This window comes from Hymenobacter terrenus (genome assembly GCF_000972495.1).
GTDB lineage: Bacteria > Bacteroidota > Bacteroidia > Cytophagales > Hymenobacteraceae > Hymenobacter > Hymenobacter terrenus.
This window is the reverse complement of sequence record NZ_LATM01000013.1, coordinates 106,970-125,283: the sequence shown is the minus strand read 5'-3', so window position 1 is coordinate 125,283 and position 18,314 is coordinate 106,970. Positions and strand designations below refer to the sequence as shown.

Sequence of the window (18,314 nt, the reverse complement as noted above, 5' to 3'; positions counted from 1 at the left end):
CACCTGACCAAAGGGCCTAGATGCCCTTGACCGGGGGTTTGGGGCCGGGCTGAGGCCCCAATAGAGGCTCGGCGGAGCCGGCCTTGTGAGGCGGTAGCGGCCTTTTTCAGGCGGCGGAAGCCGAGGAAGATGACCAGGCGTTAGCCGGGGCATGATGGCAGGGGTTTGGGGTACTCCCCAATGAGAACCTCCGCGAAGCGGGCCTTGCTTCTGCCTGCGTGGCTGGAACGCATACTTTACTCGCGGGTGGCGGGCTTTTGGGCCCACGGCCTGCAGCCTACTCCGGGGGTGCGAGCGGGCGGCGTGGGGCTTACCAAATGCTTCATGCGCATTTTCTGGCCCGGCGCGGCACGGGAGCGGTGGGCTGGCATTATACTGGCTTCGGCAGAGGCTTTGGTGGCTGGGGTCGGTGCGGTGGGGAGAAGGGCGGGACGACGCTGGAAGGACCGCAGCGACCGGAGCATAGCAAGCGGAGGGAATGAGGAGCGTAGCAAGGCGAAGCGACGAATGGACATAGCGCCGCGTTGCGAAGGGAGTGTAGGGAGTGAAAGCGGCGGCCGGCACTGGGGCGGGGCTTGGTGGGGGCCGACACGCGGCCTGGGTGGGTGGCATTGTGCGGTTAGCGGGCCAGGTGGCGTGGCGGCCGACGCGGGGGCTTGCATCTGCAGAATCAGGAGCAACGGCGGTCGAGCTGAGGGATGGGAAGGGCGCGACCAACAGGAGCGGTGCGCAGCACGGTAGCGAAGCGGACCCCTGGACAGCCCGACCCCGGCCCGTAGCAGCGCGGAGGGCCGGGGGCAGCCCCAACAAATCATCTTGCTTCTTTTAATGCAAAATGCTATTCGCCCGACATTGCACTAGTTTTGTATAATATATTTGACATTACATAACTTTGTTCAAACAATTTTACAAACCATCCACCAGCATGTTTAGCAGCACGAAAGCAGGACATATTTCCCACATTATGACCACGGCATTGCTGGGGCAAGTGGTAAGCCGCGGCCTTACGCCGCCAGACCCGTCGACAATCGAGAACTACGGGCACTTAATCATTCAGGCCCTAGTGGCGCTGGTTACGATTTGGGCGACGGTACGTAAGGCCCTCCAAAAGCCCGAAGAGGTGGTGAAAGTGCCGGTGGAAATAGCAGGATTTAACGGTGACAAAGTCCATGGAACTGAGGCTAAGTAAAGAGCCAGCGGGGCAGGCTGGACTGGCACCGAGCCCGAAGGTGCTGGCGCCAATGGCGCGGCTGAGCGTGGCGCAACGGCTGCGGCAGGCACAGCGACTGGCACAGATACGGCCAGCACTGGTGGAGGCCTACCAGGTGGCGTTGCGGCGGTGGATGGGTGACCCGGTGCTGATGGCACAGGGGCTGCCGTTTGTGACGGAGGGGTACCGGAGCTCGGCGCGGCAGGACGAGTTGTACACGCACGGGCGGTCGGCGCCAGGGCCCATTGTGACCTACAAGCGCGGTGGGGAGAGCAAGCACAACGCGCTGCCGAGTCGGGCGCTGGACGTGGCGTTGCTGCTGGCTGATGGGGAAGTGAGCTGGTCTCCTACCCTGCTGGGCAAGTTTGCGCGGTTGATGAACGCGGCGGATGCACGAGTGCGGTGGGGCGGAGACTTTCCGGGGAATTTTAAGGACCGGCCGCACTTTGAGGCGTAGAGAGAAAACGAGCGGACCATCTGGTCCGCTCGTTTTTTTTAAAGCATGTAGTTGTCGCCGGCGGCGGCTGTGAGCGTCTTTAGATGAGGGTGCTTTTTTTCTATGTACAGCTTTACCAAGGCAGCATGCGAGAGAGGGGATTTAAGGTTAGTTAAGTCTCCGTTGGTGTCATAGTCGAGCAGCACTACATCGCCAGTCTCCGCCATGTGGGTGAGTTTCTCTATTACTTCGGCTGCCTTGTTATCGAGCATCCACGCGTAAGTAGGCAGGTATATATGATGACGCGCTGTTCCGTAGTCCAGTAACTCTGTTCCGTTTACACCTTTCCGATGCCCAAGGGGCTTGCCAAACTTTCTAACGGTACGCTTTATCCCCTTCATGGCACGGTTTGCAAATTTTGAGAAGTCTACGTCCTCTCCTTCGAAGACTTTCAGTCCCTGCCAAACGCCTTCAACAGAAGCAGAAAAAACGGATTCGGAGAATGGAACAGGGATATCACCATGTGGATAGAATGGACTAACCCGAACCCATGGCTCTTCGCCTCGCGATGTCACATCAATAATGACAGCACTCGGATGTTTAGCGCGAATGGTCGCTAACGACTTGCGCTTGCTTTCAACATAAATCATACTGGAAGTCGGTCAAGATTAAGAACGTATTGAGCTATTAGCAATCTGTTAATCAGCACCTCAACTTACTAACGCGTAGCTAGAAGCATTTGTTGAGAGGTCAACTCTGAGTATTAAACCCTAAAGGGATGCAGGGTTAAAAACTGTCTCAACCGATTTATAATAGCCCAGAAAAACTATTGCTCGCCGTGGAAGGCGGAATCTGCCGCCGCATCAGCGGCTAATTCCTCGGCGTATCGCTGGGCTTCCGTCAGCGTAGGGTCGGTGAGCTCCAGCAAGTGTTTCTGGCGAATGACGCGCTCTTGGGCGGGCGAGAGGAATATATAATTTACTACCATGCCTTTTGACTGGCCAATAGCAGCGCTTACATTATAGAATTTGCCGGGGATGTGCTGCTCCCGTAACGCCCGCTGCACGAGTTGAAACAAGCGCGGGTCGGGACTCTCATTGGCCTGATACAAGGCAGTCTGGTAAGCGCGGCGGCCAAGCTGAAAGCGGAGGGTGCCGTAGGCGTGCTGGCACCCATCGTGTACCTGGGTTGGGGTAAAACTACCGTTGGACACTTCATGCAGTACTTGGAGTAAGCGGGTGTAGGACCAACTACGATAGTACGGGTATCCCCGGTACTCGCCGACACTACCGGGAACGAAATGGAGCACGTCTTCACGGGCCAAGAAGCGGGCCTGGCGCAGGCGGGCTTCAGCGGCCAGGCGCTGCATTGGGCGAAGGTGACGCAAGAAGCCCAAGGCCGTGAACGAGCGAAGAGCGGCCATTACGGTGTCGGTGGGCAGAATCCTGAAGCTTTCGTAGTCCTCCAACTGCAGGGTGGAATTCTGCAGAGTACTGAGTGTTTCAGCTTGGGCAGCGGTCAGGCGCCAAAGGCCGAAGCGCTGTTGACCGTCAATCGTGTGCTGGGCTAGTTCGGACCTGACGTATACCAAGCGGTGGCGACTGCCTTGGTCGGCGAGGGCTTGGTTGAAAATGTGGTAAAACTGAGTATCGTCAATCTCCGGCCGGCTGTTGGGGCCATAGCCGCGCTGCCACCCAGTGTGCTGCGCATACTGCCTTGCTCCTATTTGCAGCTGCACCAGCACATCTTCAGCGTCTGGGCAATTTAGGCACGGCGCCATTTCGCCCAGGGTGACGACCTGGGCCCGGAAGTTGGTGAAATGCAGCCCCGGCAGGAGCTGCGCCACGTCGCGGTGCAGCTGTTCCAAGTACGGGAGCATTGCGACCGGATATTGCGGCCGGCTGAAAATGCGAGCGGTGGGCAGACGGGCCAAGAGCTCCACTTGGTCGGTGAAAACGCCGGCTCGCAGGTCGTGCGCCAGCTGCTGGGTTGGCGCGCTGGTTAATAAGCCGAGGCGCTGCAGCGTTGGGGGCAATTGGTAGCTGCGCCGTAAGCCCTCGGCAGTCATGGCTAACTCGTTCACAGTGCTGAGCAGATTGCGCCGCTGTAAAACTCGCCGGCGGTGGCCAGCGGTAACGTCCGGCGGTATTCGGCAGTAGTGAGCAACCCCGCTTGCTGGAGCTGGTGGGTGAGTTGAGTAGTTTGGGTACGGGCGTGGGCCTTTTCGGCCAGGGTACTCGGGATTCGAATGACTCTAACCATCGACCAGGATGGCGGCAGATGACGCAGTTCCTGCTCTGCTGGGATGTGCAGTTGCACCGAATCGGGATTGAGTGTCTGTTTGTTTTCTAGGCGCTCTTCGTATTTGGCCAGCCAGCCGCGGACTTCACGGGGGGTATGGCCTAACTGGTATATGTCCTGGCGAGTGGTATCAGCGAAGAGCAGCCAACGCCGATGCCTTTGGGCTACTAATCCCGTGCCCAGCAGAGCGGGCACGTAAGAATGAGGTACGGGCGCTGCGGCTGAGTTTGCAGTTTGGGGATTCTGGTTGCCACCGCACGCACTCAAGAGCAAGAGCAGTAAAGGGCAAGGTTTGCGCAGAAAGAAACGGTGGTGAAGCGGCGGCATAGCAGGTAGCGAAAGTAACGCAGCTGAATAGGAAGACAGTAACAAGTGGCGACGAAGCGAAAAGAAGTTTGAAAAGAAACTTACACATGCGTAGGGCTTTTGACACAGCCCAAGGGGTTTTACTAATATTTTTAACAAAAGTAAGCTAATTATATTAGCTATGCCGTATAATTGTATCCCCCTGAAGGGCATAAGCATATGAAAAGCTTGGCTTTACTGGCTAGTCTGAGGGTTAATAAGCTACACTTTGCACCTATTCGACTATGGCAAATGCACGGGTATTGATGAGCGTCCGCATCACGGGCCGGCTGGACAGCGGCCGGGCAATGGAAATAAGCCGGCCGGGCAAGGAACCCTGGCGGGTGGAGCTGCCAGCGGTATTAGACAAGGGCGAGAACACCACGGAACTGGTGGACTACGTGACGGCGCAGTATCTGGTGGAGCTGCCGGCGGAGAGTGTTCGACTGGGCTGGGAAACCATCTATGCGCTGGTGCGCACGGCGCTGGCGGATGCGGCCTGAGTTGCTACGGCTGGCTTTTTGAGCATTCTTGCCCTACAGTTTGCTCGATGATTGAATACTTTACATCAGCAGAATTTGCAGGTGGTCAACCAACAGCTCGGTGACCTGACGGCGGCGGGGGTGGGAGTTGGTGCACGTTTCAGGTGATGGTGGCGAGACGTACTATTTGTTCCGCAAAGTCAAGCACTGGATTGTTGCTAAGCCCAATAGCATGTTTGATAAAGCAAATTGGGTGGTCGGCCAGATGGAACTGCGGCAGAAAGCAGAGGCGCGGGCGCAGCTGCTCAAACTATGTGGCGCGGTGGAGGGCTTGACGCTAGACCATAAGTTGGCGCGGGCGCACGGCGGCATGGATGGCATTGATAACCTGCAAGTGCTGTGCGCCAGGGGCAGCTCCGGCAAGGGGCTGACCAGCGGATGGCGAAAACTATTCGGGGTGAGTATAAACGTAATGGTCCGGGACTGTACAAAACTAGGATGGCTACGTATGGCAGTACCTTAGTTGCCTAATCCATCCCCTCCTATGACTGCATCTGTTACGCTCCGCCGCTGGCTGATTAGTGGCCTGGCCATTCTGGCACCAACCATGGTATCGGCGCAAGGCCAGGCACCCACTTTGCTGGATGATTTTAACCGACCAGACAGCCCAACCGTGGGCCCGGGCTGGTTGGAGACCGAAACCACCCCAAGCACCGGCGCGGCCCTGGTCAACAACCAGCTCCAGCTACGCAGCGGGGTACTCGGCAAGGACTTTGTGGCGCGGGATGTGTCCAGTCGCTACAGCCCGGTGCTGCGGCAGAATGCCGACCAGCTGACGTGGTTGTTCAACATGCAGCAGTCGCGGCCGAATCCGTCGGGGTTTGGGCCCAATAATTACGGGGCCGCGTTCGTGCTGGCCGGCAGTGCTTCGGACTTTACCACGGGCGACGGCTACGCGGTGGTGTATGGCAATTCGAGCCAGCCCGACAGCTTGAAATTGGTGCGCTACACGGGCGGGCTCGTGGGGCCCACCAACCTGCGCACGCTGGCAGCGGTGAGTGTGCCGTTGGCGGCCGGGGCTTTGACGGGGCCGGCGCACACGGTGCGGGTACTCTATGCCCCGGACGAGGACAACTGGACGCTGGAAGTGAGCGCCAACACGGCCAGCTTTGACGACCCAACGACGGTCACCTTCGTGCGCATCGGGGTGCGCAAGGATTCGACGCTGGCCACCACGGCGCTGCCGTGGGTGGGCTGCTTCTGGAACCACGCCACCACGGCGGCCGAAAATGTGGTGTTTGATAATATCTACGTGACGGCGCCGTGCACGCTGGGGCCAGAGCCGACGCAGGGCGCGACGGCGGCCGGGGCCACGAACCTGACCAGCTCGGGGGTGACGCTGAGCTGGACGGCGAGCAACGGCACGGGGCGCATCGTGGTGGTACGGCCAGCCAGTGCGGCGGCTACGGCGCCGACTGATGGCAGCGTGTACAATAGCAACGCCAATTTTGGCAGCGGCTCGGGGCTGGGGGCCGGCGGCTTTGTGGTGTATGCGGGGACGGGCAGCACGGTGAACGTGACGAACCTGCAGCCCAACACGGCCTATGCCTACCAGGTTTATGAGCTGCTGGGCTCGGGCTGCACGACTAACTATCTGCAGGCAACGCCGGCGACGGGCACGTTTACCACGGCGCCGTGCGTGTTGGCGGCCTCGCCCACGGTGGCGACGAGCAACGGCACGGCCGTGGCCGCGGGGCGCACTTCGGCCACGTTTAGCTGGACGTCGGGCAACGGGGCCAACGCGCTGGTGGTGGTGCAGCCGACCGGGCCGGTGACGGCTTTTCCGGCGAACGCGACGGGCTACACGGGCAGCCTCAGCTACGGCGGTGGCAGCGCGCTGGGCAACGGGGCGTTTGTGGTGTACGCCGGCCCCAGCACGACGACCAGCGTGACGGTGACGAACCTGGTGCCGGGTACCCAGTACCGGGTGACGGTGTTCGGCTATAACGGCGCCGGGTGCTTGGCCAATTACATGACGTCCTTCTTTGCCACGGTGGTGTACAACGTGCCGGTGCCGCCGGTGGGCACGCTCCTACCCTTCCGCGGGAACATCCACGCGCACAGCAGCTACTCGGATGGCAACCAGGACGGGCTGGCCACCACCCCGCTGCAGGATTTCCAATACGCAGACGCTTCGCTGAATACCGACTTCATGGGTATTTCGGAGCACAACCACGCTGGGGCGGGCATGAGTTTGCCTAACTATGCGCGGGGCCTGCAGCAGGCCGACCAGGCGACGACAGCCAGCTTCGTGGCGCTGTACGGCATGGAGTGGGGTGTGATTTCGGGCGGGGGCCACGTGGTGGTGTACGGGGTGGACCAACTGCTGGGCTGGGAGCCGGGCAACTACGACGTGCTCACGCCCCGCAACGACTACCCGGCGCTGTTCCGCGAAATCAACCGGCGGCCGGGCGCATTTGCCACCCTGGCCCACCCCAATTTCAGCGACTACGGCAACTTGCTGGTGGCGCCGCTGAGTGCCCGGGCAGACTCGGCCATCGTGGGCACGGTGCTACGCTCGGGGCCGGCCACGTCGACCAACACGACCTATAGCAATCCGTCGCGCGGCAGCTACACCTCGTACTTTCAGACGCTGCTGGCTAAGGGCTATCACGCGGGCATCACCATTGACCACGACAACCACAACACGACGTTTGGGCGTATGGCCCAGAGCCGGCTGGTGGTACTGGCGCCGGTGCTGACCAAGGCCGACATCCTGGACGCGCTGCGGCAGCGGCACTTCTATGCCTCGGACGACTGGAACGCGGAAGTGAGCTTCACGCTGAACAACCAGCCCATGGGGTCGATTTATGCGGACCAGGCGCCGGCCGTGATGACGGTGAGCGTGAGCGACGCCGACAACGAGCCGGTGAGTTCGGTGCAAGTGCTGCGCGGGGAGCCCGGCAGTGGGACCCGGCCGGTGGTGGTGGCTTCGGCCGCGGCCGGCGCGACGGCGCTGAGTTACGTGGACCCGCAGGGGGTGAACACGACGGCGTACTACTATGCGGTGGTGGCGCAGGCGGACGGAGACAGCATTGTGACTTCGCCCATCTGGTATACGCGGCGCCTTATCACGGCCACGACACCCGGAGCGGAGGAGCTGGCATTGGCGGTGTTCCCGAACCCGACGGCTGGCACTGCTACCCTATCCTATTACCTGCCGAAGGGCGATGTGGTGCGGGCAGAGGTGTATGATGCGGTGGGCCGGCAAGTGGTGAGCCTGGCGGCTGGGGAGCGGCAGGTGGCCGGGCCGCATACGCTGGCGGTGCCGGCGCTCGTACCGGGGCTTTACACGGTGCGGCTGGCCTACGATGGCGGAACGGATTACCGAAAGTTGGTGGTAGAATGACTGATTGATTACCGAAAATGCCCACCTAAAGTGCTGCACGGCGGAGAGAATGCCGTAGCGGGTGGCGGCTTCGATGGCGTCGATGCTGGTGCGGTAGCTTCCCCAGGCGGTGCCCACGCCGTTCCAATTGGGGATGCCGCAGTCGCAGTGGTAGTTTAGGGCGTACTGGAGCTTGCTGAGCAGGTAGTTGGTGAGCTGGGCAGGGTCGGCGGAGGCGCCGCTGGGGTTGCCGAGGGTGAGGTGCTTGGGGAGGTTTTGGGTGGTGGGCATTGGGGCTACAGTTTCCTTTTGGCAGGCGGTTAGGAGCAGCGGAAGCGGTAGCGAGAAGACCAAAAAATCGTCCAGATAAGTTGGATACTTTTTTTCTATACTGCTGGGCTAATTCATGCTGCAAAAGCAAAAGCACCGCCGTATCATTGTTGTACCTATGATTTCTACCTCGCCACTGCGCTACCCCGGAGGCAAAACACGATTTATACACATAATACCCGATGTTTTGGAGCTATTGACTCCAAGGCCAACGGTATTTGTGGAGCCTTTTTGTGGGGGCGCGGGAATGAGGGCAGACACAAATAGGGGGTGCAGCGGCTCGATGGGCATCCACAACAACTGCCATCTGGGAATATGAAATACTACCTGGGAGCAACCGATTGGCGCTGGTATAAGTATTTAAGTACCGGCACACCAGAAGATGTGAATTTCTGGCGGCCCGGTGGTCAGACAGCTTTTCGCGCTTTAGAGCCGGGCGGGCCATTTCTTTTTAAACTCAAAAAGCCTCACCACGCTATCGGGGGCATTGGCTTTTTTGCTGCACAAAGCCAATTGCCGTTGTCTTTGGCCTGGGATACATTTCAAACGCGCAACGGCTTTGATACTTTAGAAGAATTTCGCCATACAATTCAGCGCTACCGGACTGATACGGAGCGTAATCCTGCCATTGGGTGCATTGCATTAACCAACCCAATATTTTTCGATAAGCAGGATTGGATTCCGGTTCCCGCAGACTGGAGCGACAGTATTGTACAAGGTAAAGCATACAACACCCACGACAGCATCGGAGCTACACTTTGGCAGCAAATTGAATCAACTGTGGCCCGATATCTTGTTAATGTACCAAAGGCGGATAATACAGCTTTTAGTGTTGCCGAAGACACGCCGCAATATGGCAATTCAATACTGAGAAAAGTTCGTATTGGTCAAGGTGCTTTCCGCTTATCTGTCACCGACGCTTACACGAAGCGCTGCGCGATTACGGGTGAGAAGACGCTTCCTGTTTTGGAAGCAGCGCATATAAAACCCTACGCAGAAGCTGGTCCAAACCATATATCCAATGGTTTGCTACTGCGTTCGGATATGCACAAGCTGTTTGATGATGGATATATCACAGTCACCCCAAACTTTGTAATCGAAGTCAGTTCCCGGATTCGGGAGGAATTTAATAATGGGCGTGAATACTATCAGTACCACGGGAAGCCATTAATAATACTACCAGAACTTGTCGACAACAGACCTGCTAGACGCCATTTGGAATACCACAATTCTTTGGTTTATCGAGGATGAACCTTGAGCGCAGCCAGTCCATAAAATAAATAGGTACGCTTGGTGTAAGCTTCGCCGGTCTAGCGCTGAGAGGCTAGCTGACGTACCCGCCGGGTTCGACCCGGCAAATATCGCCCAAGCCGACCTGATTGACCAGGAAGTGCTGCTGCTGCGCGTGTTGGAGCCCGTGAGTTTGCCACAGGACAACGACCTAGTGCGTACCCGCTTGGAACACCACCAGCGCCGGCGAGCCGAAGATATGTTTCCGGGGGCAATAAACGACGGCTTGGACCCAATGACGCACGCCGAGTTGCAATACGGCGGCATGAAGTGCCGCATCTTGGGCACTTTTTTCTTACAGGACGGGAAGCTGCGGCTGGGCAGCGACATTGAAAACTTCATGACGCTATCGCGCCTGCGGGCATACAAGCCCACACGGGAAGCGCTGGCTACCATCGTCAACCACATCAACCCAGAGGTGCTGCAAAAGTCGAAGGAGGAAGCGCTCAAGTCCGGCTTTAAGGGGATGCCGTCGCCCATTGAATTGGGCACGGTACGATACACCTCGACTGACCGAATGCACCGCCGACTGCCCGCCGACCTAGTAACGGTTCAGATTCAGCCTACGGACTTTCTGGCCCGTCGCACGGCGGTGCTGGGTATGACGCGCACAGGCAAATCGAATACAGTGAAGACGACGGTTTCGGCGGTAGCACTGGCAGCCATGCAGGACGGAATAAAGGTAGGACAGTTGATTTTTGATATCAACGGCGAATACGCCAATGCCAACCACCAGGACGACGACAGCTCGATTGCCAAAGTATTTGATAAGCTGACGGTACGCTATCTGGCTCTGGAAACACCCGGCTTTGAGGACTTACGGACGAACTTTTACCAGGAAAGCCAACAGGGGCTCGGGCTCATTCAGAGCTTATTCAGGAGCGACAAGCAGCCTTATTCGGGCCAGGACTTAGAGGCGTTTTTGGAATCGACGCTGGAAGAACCGGATGACACGGCCGTGTCGGAGCACACGCGCTGGAAACGGCACCGGGCCGTGTTCCAGTGCTTGCTATTTCGGGCGGGCTATCCCGTACCAACAGGCTTTCGGGTGGAGGTTCCAACCGCAACGGCACTGGTTAAGCAAGTAAACGCCTGGGGAGCTGCCCAAACGCCGCCGGTAACGCCGGTGGTGCCAGTACAGGCGATGGTTCCGGTGGACGAAGCCGTAGACTGGTTTGAGTTGCTGCGCCGGGTTAATTTGTCGCTCAAGAAGATACAAAAAGCAGCCAACCAAACGGTGGTGGGCATCAAATCGTCGACTCCGGGTAACTCCTGGGTGGATGCCATGCTGGAAGCTTACCTGAACATGCTGGCGCGGGAAAGCAGCCGGGAGCTTCCAGTTGGGGGCTGGCGGGCCATTCAGAAATACATTCCTTACCATTCGCCGCGCCGGTCGGCCGATGTGACAGAGGAAATTTTGGCGCATATCGATGCGGGCAAGATTGTGATTCTGGACTTGTCGGCCGGGCCGGTGGAAATACGCAAAGTGCTTTCGAAGCGCATTGCCGCACGCATCTTCGACCGGCAGATGGGCATTATGAACGAGGGCAAGATGCCGCAGAACCTGGTGATTTACGTGGAGGAAGCCCACAACCTCATCGGCAAAGGGGCTGACCTGACGGATACCTGGCCCCGACTGGCGAAGGAAGGTGCTAAAGCAAAAATTGCGTTCGTGTACGCCACGCAGGAACCGTCGTCGGTGCATCCGAACATTCTGGCCAACACGGAAAACTGGTTTGTAACCTACCTCAACAACGACGACGAGCTGAAGACGCTGGCCAAGTTTTACGACTTCAAGGATTTCATCGGGTCGTTGAAAGCGGCGCAGGACGTGGGCTTTGCCCGCATCAAAACGCTTTCCTCACCCTTTGTGATACCGACGCAGATTCGGCGTTTTACACCTGAAGACATTACGCAGCGGATTGCGGCCATTGAAGCTAAACGCGCAGAAGCCAAATAATGCCGTACTCCAGACAGACTGCCGATAAAAGCGGGCACGCCGAATTCGTCCGTAACCCGGACGTGCAGGCATTTCTAAAGCAATGTACTTACCTGCGGGAGCCCTCGGATTCGGAGGCGGGGAACATCGTGGCCAGCTATTCCCCTGCTCCGGCCGGGCAGCCGGCCCGGCTACCGGAATTCGTGGTAGCCTCAGATGCCAGCAAAAGTGACTCGCCGATAGGGGACAAGCTGCCAAGCACCCAATTTGGCTTCATCAAGGTGAGCCACGTGCTGATTGTGATGGCAAAGTACCAGGAGCTAATAGACCCCAAGTCGCGCTTCGTGGACCCGTTTAAGGTGGCTGAAATGCATCGCAATGCGCAGCCCATTACGTTTGTGCTGCCGGGCAGCAATATTAAGTATCACAACGCACCCACGGTGCGGGACGGATTTCGGAAAGCGGTGTATGACCAACTGGCCGCCAACCGGCGGACTGGGGCCAACCGAATAGTGCTGTCGGAAACGCTACTGATGCTGAACGACAACCAGCTGCCCATCGCAAACTGCCCATCGGTTACTTGTAAGAAGGAAATCGGGCATCTGGTATTTACCGTGCAGCAACCCACGCACCCCTGCCCCCACTGCGGCAAGACGGTGTATGTCACGGACTGGCTGCGGCTGCATGAGGGCATCAGCGACTTTGGCGACAATGCCAGCGCAATGACTCGGATGATGAACGCCGTGGAGCACTTGCTGCTTGGGGCCTTTATGCTGGAAATGCTGCAAGGCAATCCTATGGCGCTGACCAAGGTGGCATTCGTAATGGATGGGCCACTGGCCCTATTTGGGGAGCCGGCCAAGCTGCACCCGCGCATCATGAAGCTGATGCATCAGGTGAACGAAAAGCTGGCCCGGTTGGGGCAGGAGCCCTTGCTGGTGATAGGTCTGCAAAAAACCGGCATTGTGATGGACCACGGCCGGCTAATGCAGCGCTTTTTGGAAAAGGCCTATCCTCGCCAGGGGGTGCTGCGGGTGATTGACGACACCTACCGTAACGACTACATTACGGGCAGCGATGACCCAGCGGAGAACTTCGGCCATGAGTCGTATTACGGCCAAGACTTTCTTTTCAAAACAGAAACGGGGCGCATCTTCAACTTTGCTCTGCCATACCCCTTCGCCGCTAAGGACGGCAGCCGGGCTGACTTTGCCGCGCGCAAGGTGGAGTTGGCGCGCTACGGCTCGCTGCTAGAACGGGCCTGCGACCTGATTCGGTACTTTGAACTGGACTTGTACTCCGACGCCATTGTGCCGGTGGCACTGGCGCATCGGCACGCTTCTATTAGCTTGGAGCCCGGTGGACGGGTACTTGATTTGATGGCTCGAGAGGGCTTGCGATAGGTCAGCAATTAGCGGTAGGATAAGTCTAATCATTAACTTCTAAGATTCATCATCAATTGCATTGATTTAAAATCAACCACGTGTTACGCGTCGTTAAAATGCCTTAATGAAGAAGAACGCAAAAGCAGCGGCTCGCCGCCTGAGTGTTGAGCCACTATTGCGGGTAACACCAGATAATACGTCCATTTCGAGAACCTTTCGGCCGGGAGCTTTGCCAACCTTAAAGCGGTGTGAGTACCGAGTGCAATCGGGCTATTCCATCACTGGTGAAGCTCCAAAACAATTTCTTCGGGTACACGAGTCAAACCCAAAGAACCGCTCGGTACAACGACATAGGAAGGGAAGCGACAATACTGGCATCGTAAGCAGCCGTGGTCACAAAGTGAACCAACGTACTTGGCCGCTGTACATCGCGAAAACCGCTCGCAAATGGTACCCGACGGAGAGCGTAATGGAATACGCGCTCAACCGCTTGGGTGAAGCATGGGGGATGCCCATGGCAAGGTCGCGGCTGGTGTGGGCTAGCGGGCAGCTCCGGTTTCTGAGCCGCTATTTCTTATCTTCTCCTTGCTTGGAGCTTGTACATGGAGCCGATATACTGGCCGATTACCTCAACGACAAAGCGTTTGTGGAGGCCATTGAGTTGGAGGACCGGGAACGGGAATTGAACAGTGTTCAACTATTTAGTAAGGCCTTACGTTCGGTATTTCCAGGCCATCACAATAGGCTACTCGCTGACTTTTGCCGCCTGTTGCTGTTTGATGCTTTGGTGGGCAATAACGACCGGCACTTCTACAACTACGGCGTAGTGCGCGACGTTACGGGGCAGCAGGCACCTTATTTTTCGCCCATCTACGACACGGCTCGTGCCCTATTGTGGAACGAACCAGAGGCAAAACTAGTAGCTTTGCATAAGGAGCCTAAACGGTTGGCTGACTTTTTAGCTCGCTATACCAAGGACTCCCGTCCGAAACTCAGTTGGGACGGACACAAGAACATCAACCACTTTGACGTCGTAAAGCTGCTTGCCACCACCGAGTTTTGCTTGCCACCCGAAGAAGTCAAATAATTTTATCAACTTGAGAAATTAAACCGCTGCTTACACGTACTGGACACTGAATTCGCGGACCTGCTCAGTCCAGAACGATTAGATTTAATGAAGCGCTGTTTGCAGGTTAACTCACTGAAATCCTGGCTGAAACGGCTTCAACCTGAAGCCACAACCCCCATGCGCACGCCAGTGCATGAGCCGACCACTTTCTACTTAAATTTTAATCATTTGGAGATTGGTTGCTTGAGCTTGTTTGAAGATGGTATTTGGGAGTTTGTATACACGGACTCATTTTTAAAACAGCACCATATCAAGCCGTTGGTTGGATTTCCGGACGTGCATAAGAAGTATCGGAATGAACAACTCTAGCCGTTCTTTTCGAGTCGCATACCAAGCGCGGACCAACCGCATGTTCAGGAAAAAGCACGCCGTAAGCACCTCGACCTAACCAATACAGCTGAAATGCTTAAAGAATTTGGTGGACGCACTATCACCAATCCGTTTGAATTGTATGCTGTAGCCTGAACGTGCTACTTGAATATACTAAAAAGCCCTGGTCTAGAAGTCAGGGCTTTTTTGTTTGCAGGTCTTTCAATTCTGCTGACTAAACGTAAACGTATTTGATTTAGCATAGGTACTATATCTAATCCTACAGAGCAAGATTTTGAAAAACACCTCGGCGCATGGAGCAGGCGGCAATGACCTCATCAGTAGCCCCGTTCCGGTGCTTGGCGGTGTCGAACAGGACTGTATCAACAGTTGCGGTGCCATCCTCGTACTCAGAAATATTGTAGTATTCGCCGCGCCAGAGAAAGACGATGCGGTCGGCGTCCTGCTCCAGGCTGCCCGACTCGCGTAGGTCCTAGAGCAGCGGGCGCTTCTCCCCGCCTCTCTTCTCTACGTCGCGGCTGAGCTGGGAGAGGGCAATGACGGGGGCGTTGAGTTCCTTGGCCAGCTCGAGGCCGCGGCTGATGCTGCTCTCTTCCTACTCGCGGTTGCCTTTGGTGTCGCCCCGCAGGAGCTGGATGTAGTCGACCAAGACCAGGCCCAAGGGGTGCTGGGCGTGGAGGCGGGCGCACTTGGCGCGCAACTGCTGAGTGCTCAGGCTGGGCGTGTCGTCCAGGTACGGGCGGTGGCCAGCAGTTCCAGCGGGTCGCGGGCGTCATCCGTAGCCATGGGCGGCGTTACGGTAGCGGCCGAGTGTCTTGGCTGGGGTTTAAGTCAGGTTGGAGCGCACCTGCCCCTCGTGGTGGTAGTGGGTGGGCAGGTTGAACTCTCCAGCCCCAGCCCAGACAAAGCTGTAGCGGTACTGGCCGCTAGGCTCCACAACGAGCGTGGCCGATTCCCACCCGAGGTGGTCACCGTTCGCCGTCAGCTCTTCCAGGGCTTGTACGGCGGCTTCTTCGCCCAGCAGCAGCGACGAAGTGCGCCGGCCGGGGGCAGTTTGGGCTTGAGCCGCGTAGTGCAGCGGGGGCCAGGTCAGGCTTAGAAGCAACACCTCCCACGCAGGAGCTGGCGCATTCTGTAGCAGCACTTGGACGATGCCATCATAGATGCGGGCTGTTTTGCGCGCCAGCTGTTCTTGCTTGAGGCGGTCCAATCCGGTACCTCGCTTCGGCTCGGGCACCTCTACCGTGCTGTTGATGTAGGCCATGATTTCGGCCAAGTCCTCGTCCCAGATGAAATCAATCTCAAAAGTCTTATCTGGCTTCAACGTGTAGCGCAGTCGATTCCAACGATTGCTGTTTTCTGCGGTAGTAACAGCATGTAGTTCTTGAATTCGAACCGAAAACCCTACATTAAATCCCTCTGCTTCCAGTTCAAGCCCTTGCTTTGAATCGCTCTCATCAATGTAAAACCCGCCAAATTCAGTGCTATCACCTCCTGTGTACTCAATATCAAGAATGGCTACTTGCCATCCGTCCTCGGTGATGTCGTCAATGATGGTTTGACCAATGAAGGCATAAATCTCGGCAGTTGTAGCCATTGTACATATTTTGTTTGAGAAGCTTCTCTTTTTCTTGACTTTATCAATCCATAAATTAACATTAAAGTCTGTTGGACGCTTATCTGCACCGTAGACAATTGCGATTTCAATCTCTACTTTTTTAGGGTATGGCGGCGGGTTACTACCCCGCAACGCCTCTTTCATTACCTGCTCCATCTTATACCACTCGCCCCCCGCCTGGTTTAAACTCATGGCCATGGGCACGTAGTTGATCTGCTCGCCTGGCCCGTTGAACATAGCCGCCAGCAAGTGCCCGCCGTCGTCGGTGTAGCGGCGGCGCGCCAGCATGAGGCGCGTGTCGGGCTGTGGGGCGGCAGGCTTGGCTTGATGCTGAGCGTTGGCCTGCCCGTCTTTTTTTGGCACCGACTAGGACCGCCCCCTAGCGAAGAGCTAGGCTTCCTTGGAGGGAAGCGTCACGTGCCCCTCACGGTGGTAGTGGGTGGGTAGGTTGAACTCGCCGGCCCCGGCCCAGACAAAGCTGTAGCGGTACTGGCCGCTAGGCTCCACGGCGAGCGTGGCCGATTCCCACCCGAGGTGGTTACCCTCCAGGGTCAGCTCTTCCAGGGCTTGTACGGCGGCTTCTTCGCCCAGCAGGAGCAGCGAGGTGCGCCGGCCGGGAGCAGTCTGGGCTTGAGCCTCGTAGTGCAACGGAGGTCGGGTCAGGCTTAGAAGCAACACCTCCCACGTATGGGGCGGCGCATTCTGTAGCAGCACTTGGACGATGCTATTGTAAATGCGGTCCGTCTTACGCTCTAACTGTCCTTTTTTAATGCGGTCCAATTCGTTCCCACGACGTGGTTCAGGGACGTGCGGTGTGGCAGCGATATAGGCCATGATTTCAGCCTGGTCTTCATCCCAAATAAATTCTACGTCGAAGCTACCATCGGGCCGCACGATATAATGCATGAGGTTCCAACGATTGTTGCCACCTTCTGTCGTAGTCGCGTGAAGGTCATGAATCAGCTCTGAATCATCCCAGCTAAGCTCTACACTGAGAGGCTTTCTCACTCCTTCGGAGTCTATGTATAGACCACTATCGCCCACCATATTCTCTTCGTGCTCAAATCTTAAGATGATAAGCTGCCAATTATCATCCTTAGGCGCACTTTCAATTGCCACTCTTCCAAGTGCCTCATATATTTCTTGCACACTTTTCATTGTCACTATTTCTACGGTTTGGCGTTACGAAATCTTCTTCTTTGTCGTGCGCCATTGCCAATCCAAAAGTTCGCTTCAAAACCAACAGGTCGCTTGCTAGCCGCATAAACAATATTTATTTCCACATCCACTTTTTGAGGACGTGGTGGCGGTGGGTTACCGCCACGAAGCGTGTTTTTCCATTCTTGCTCCATTGCGTACCATGTGTTAGGCCCCGCTTGGTTGAGGTCCATATCCATAGGCACATAATTGATCTGCTCGCCCGGCCCGTTGAACATAGCGGCCAGCAAGTGCCCGCCGTCATCGGTGTAGCGGCGGCGCGCCAGCATCGGGCGCGTGTCGGGCTGCGGAGCGGCGGGCTTGGCCTGGTGCTGGGCGTTGGCCTGCCCGTCTTTTTTGGGCACCGAGGCGCTTTGCTGGCTGGGGTAGCGGTCACGCTCGGCGTCTTCCAGGTCGCCGCGCACCTTCACTACCCGCCCATCGGCGTCCGTGCTGTAGAGGTAGTTGTCGACCAGATAGTCATGGTTGGGCTCCAGGGGCGTTTTGTTCAACGCCTTGTTCCAGCCCCCCACGCTGCCGGCCGTAAACATGAGGAAGTTGGGCCCGGTCTGGAACTTGGCCGGGCCCAACTGCCCCGAGCTTTGAAACGAGACGGTGCCGCCCAGCGCGCAGGCACAGGTCGCCTTTTCCAGCAGGGGCTTGAGACCCATAATCTTGCGGGCCGGGTTGGCCCCTTTCCAGCCCGTGGGCACGGGCACGCAGGGAGTGGGCACGCCGCTGGCGAGCTTAGTGAGCTGCTGGCAGATGCCAAAGCACGGAATGTTGACCAGCGGGGCAATGTCCAGCTCGGTGGCCACGGCCAGGCCGCCCACCAGGTGCAGCGGCTGGCTGGTGACGGGCAGCGGCACAGGCAGCGTGCCCTTGGAGCACTTGGCCAGGGCCAGGCTCACGACATAATCGGTATGGGGCATGG

Annotated in this window: 16 protein-coding genes and 1 pseudogene; 9 read left to right on the top strand and 8 right to left on the bottom strand. The window is 57.3% G+C overall.

Annotated features, from left to right (window positions below; all coding sequences use genetic code 11):
• Window positions 1-236: 236 nt before the first annotated feature.
• Window positions 237-464, bottom strand: coding sequence for a hypothetical protein (locus WX88_RS30140; protein ID WP_156176192.1), 228 nt, complete (start codon window positions 462-464; stop codon window positions 237-239).
• A 500-nt stretch (window positions 465-964) separates the two neighbouring features.
• Between WX88_RS30140 and WX88_RS16250 the strand changes: the two genes are divergently transcribed.
• Window positions 965-1,189, top strand: a complete 225-nt coding sequence (locus WX88_RS16250; protein WP_156176191.1) for a hypothetical protein — start codon at window positions 965-967, stop codon at window positions 1,187-1,189.
• Window positions 1,170-1,667 carry a M15 family metallopeptidase gene (locus WX88_RS16245; protein ID WP_052732765.1) on the top strand — a complete coding sequence of 166 codons (498 nt, stop codon included), beginning with the start codon at window positions 1,170-1,172 and terminating at the stop codon, window positions 1,665-1,667. Before WX88_RS16250 ends, WX88_RS16245 begins: the two co-directional genes overlap by 20 nt.
• Window positions 1,668-1,705: 38 nt before the next feature.
• On the opposite strand, the gene WX88_RS16240 is transcribed toward WX88_RS16245, so the two are convergent.
• From WX88_RS16240 to WX88_RS16230, 3 genes are all read right to left on the bottom strand, one after another.
• On the bottom strand, window positions 1,706-2,296 hold the full coding sequence (locus WX88_RS16240) for a DUF6939 family protein (RefSeq protein ID WP_046245432.1): 591 nt from the start codon (window positions 2,294-2,296) through the stop codon (window positions 1,706-1,708).
• Window positions 2,297-2,472: 176 nt separating this feature from the next.
• Window positions 2,473-3,714: a hypothetical protein gene (locus tag WX88_RS16235; RefSeq protein ID WP_156176190.1), complete on the bottom strand. Its 1,242-nt coding sequence runs from the start codon at window positions 3,712-3,714 to the stop codon at window positions 2,473-2,475.
• Window positions 3,715-3,725: 11 nt separating this feature from the next.
• Window positions 3,726-4,142, bottom strand: coding sequence for a hypothetical protein (locus WX88_RS16230; protein WP_156176189.1), 417 nt, complete (start codon window positions 4,140-4,142; stop codon window positions 3,726-3,728).
• A 395-nt stretch (window positions 4,143-4,537) separates the two neighbouring features.
• On the opposite strand from WX88_RS16230, the gene WX88_RS16225 reads away from it, so the two are divergent.
• The 7 genes from WX88_RS16225 (at window position 4,538) to WX88_RS30135 (ending at window position 14,193) form a co-directional block, all read left to right on the top strand.
• Entirely contained in the window at window positions 4,538-4,795 is a 258-nt protein-coding gene (locus WX88_RS16225; protein ID WP_046245429.1) for a hypothetical protein, read from the top strand.
• 166 nt (window positions 4,796-4,961) lie between these two features.
• Window positions 4,962-5,297, top strand: a complete 336-nt coding sequence (locus WX88_RS16220; RefSeq protein ID WP_046245428.1) for an HNH endonuclease signature motif containing protein — start codon at window positions 4,962-4,964, stop codon at window positions 5,295-5,297.
• Between the two features lie 21 nt (window positions 5,298-5,318).
• Window positions 5,319-8,183 (top strand): CehA/McbA family metallohydrolase, encoded by a 2,865-nt coding sequence (locus WX88_RS16215; protein ID WP_046245427.1) that lies wholly within the window; start codon window positions 5,319-5,321, stop codon window positions 8,181-8,183.
• Window positions 8,184-8,807: 624 nt separating this feature from the next.
• A complete protein-coding gene (locus WX88_RS16210; protein ID WP_046245426.1) occupies window positions 8,808-9,743 on the top strand; it encodes an HNH endonuclease in 936 nt (311 codons plus the stop codon).
• Between the two features lie 139 nt (window positions 9,744-9,882).
• On the top strand, window positions 9,883-11,742 hold the full coding sequence (locus WX88_RS16205; RefSeq protein ID WP_052732764.1) for an ATP-binding protein: 1,860 nt from the start codon (window positions 9,883-9,885) through the stop codon (window positions 11,740-11,742).
• Window positions 11,742-13,124, top strand: a complete 1,383-nt coding sequence (locus WX88_RS16200) for a hypothetical protein (RefSeq protein ID WP_046245425.1) — start codon at window positions 11,742-11,744, stop codon at window positions 13,122-13,124. The genes WX88_RS16205 and WX88_RS16200 overlap by 1 nt, the downstream gene beginning before the upstream one ends.
• Before the next feature lie 106 nt (window positions 13,125-13,230).
• Window positions 13,231-14,193: a HipA domain-containing protein gene (locus WX88_RS30135; RefSeq protein ID WP_156176187.1), complete on the top strand. Its 963-nt coding sequence runs from the start codon at window positions 13,231-13,233 to the stop codon at window positions 14,191-14,193.
• A 682-nt stretch (window positions 14,194-14,875) separates the two neighbouring features.
• On the opposite strand, the pseudogene WX88_RS29505 reads toward WX88_RS30135, so the two are convergent.
• The 4 genes and pseudogenes from WX88_RS29505 to WX88_RS27805 all read right to left on the bottom strand — a co-directional run.
• A pseudogene (locus WX88_RS29505) lies at window positions 14,876-15,301 on the bottom strand (DnaB-like helicase C-terminal domain-containing protein); the annotation flags it as partial.
• 90 nt (window positions 15,302-15,391) lie between these two features.
• Window positions 15,392-16,546, bottom strand: a complete 1,155-nt coding sequence (locus WX88_RS27810; protein ID WP_052732763.1) for a DNA/RNA non-specific endonuclease — start codon at window positions 16,544-16,546, stop codon at window positions 15,392-15,394.
• Between the two features lie 27 nt (window positions 16,547-16,573).
• Window positions 16,574-17,191: a hypothetical protein gene (locus WX88_RS16175; protein WP_156176186.1), complete on the bottom strand. Its 618-nt coding sequence runs from the start codon at window positions 17,189-17,191 to the stop codon at window positions 16,574-16,576.
• Between the two features lie 161 nt (window positions 17,192-17,352).
• Window positions 17,353-18,312: a DNA/RNA non-specific endonuclease gene (locus WX88_RS27805; RefSeq protein WP_052732762.1), complete on the bottom strand. Its 960-nt coding sequence runs from the start codon at window positions 18,310-18,312 to the stop codon at window positions 17,353-17,355.
• Window positions 18,313-18,314 lie beyond the last annotated feature (2 nt).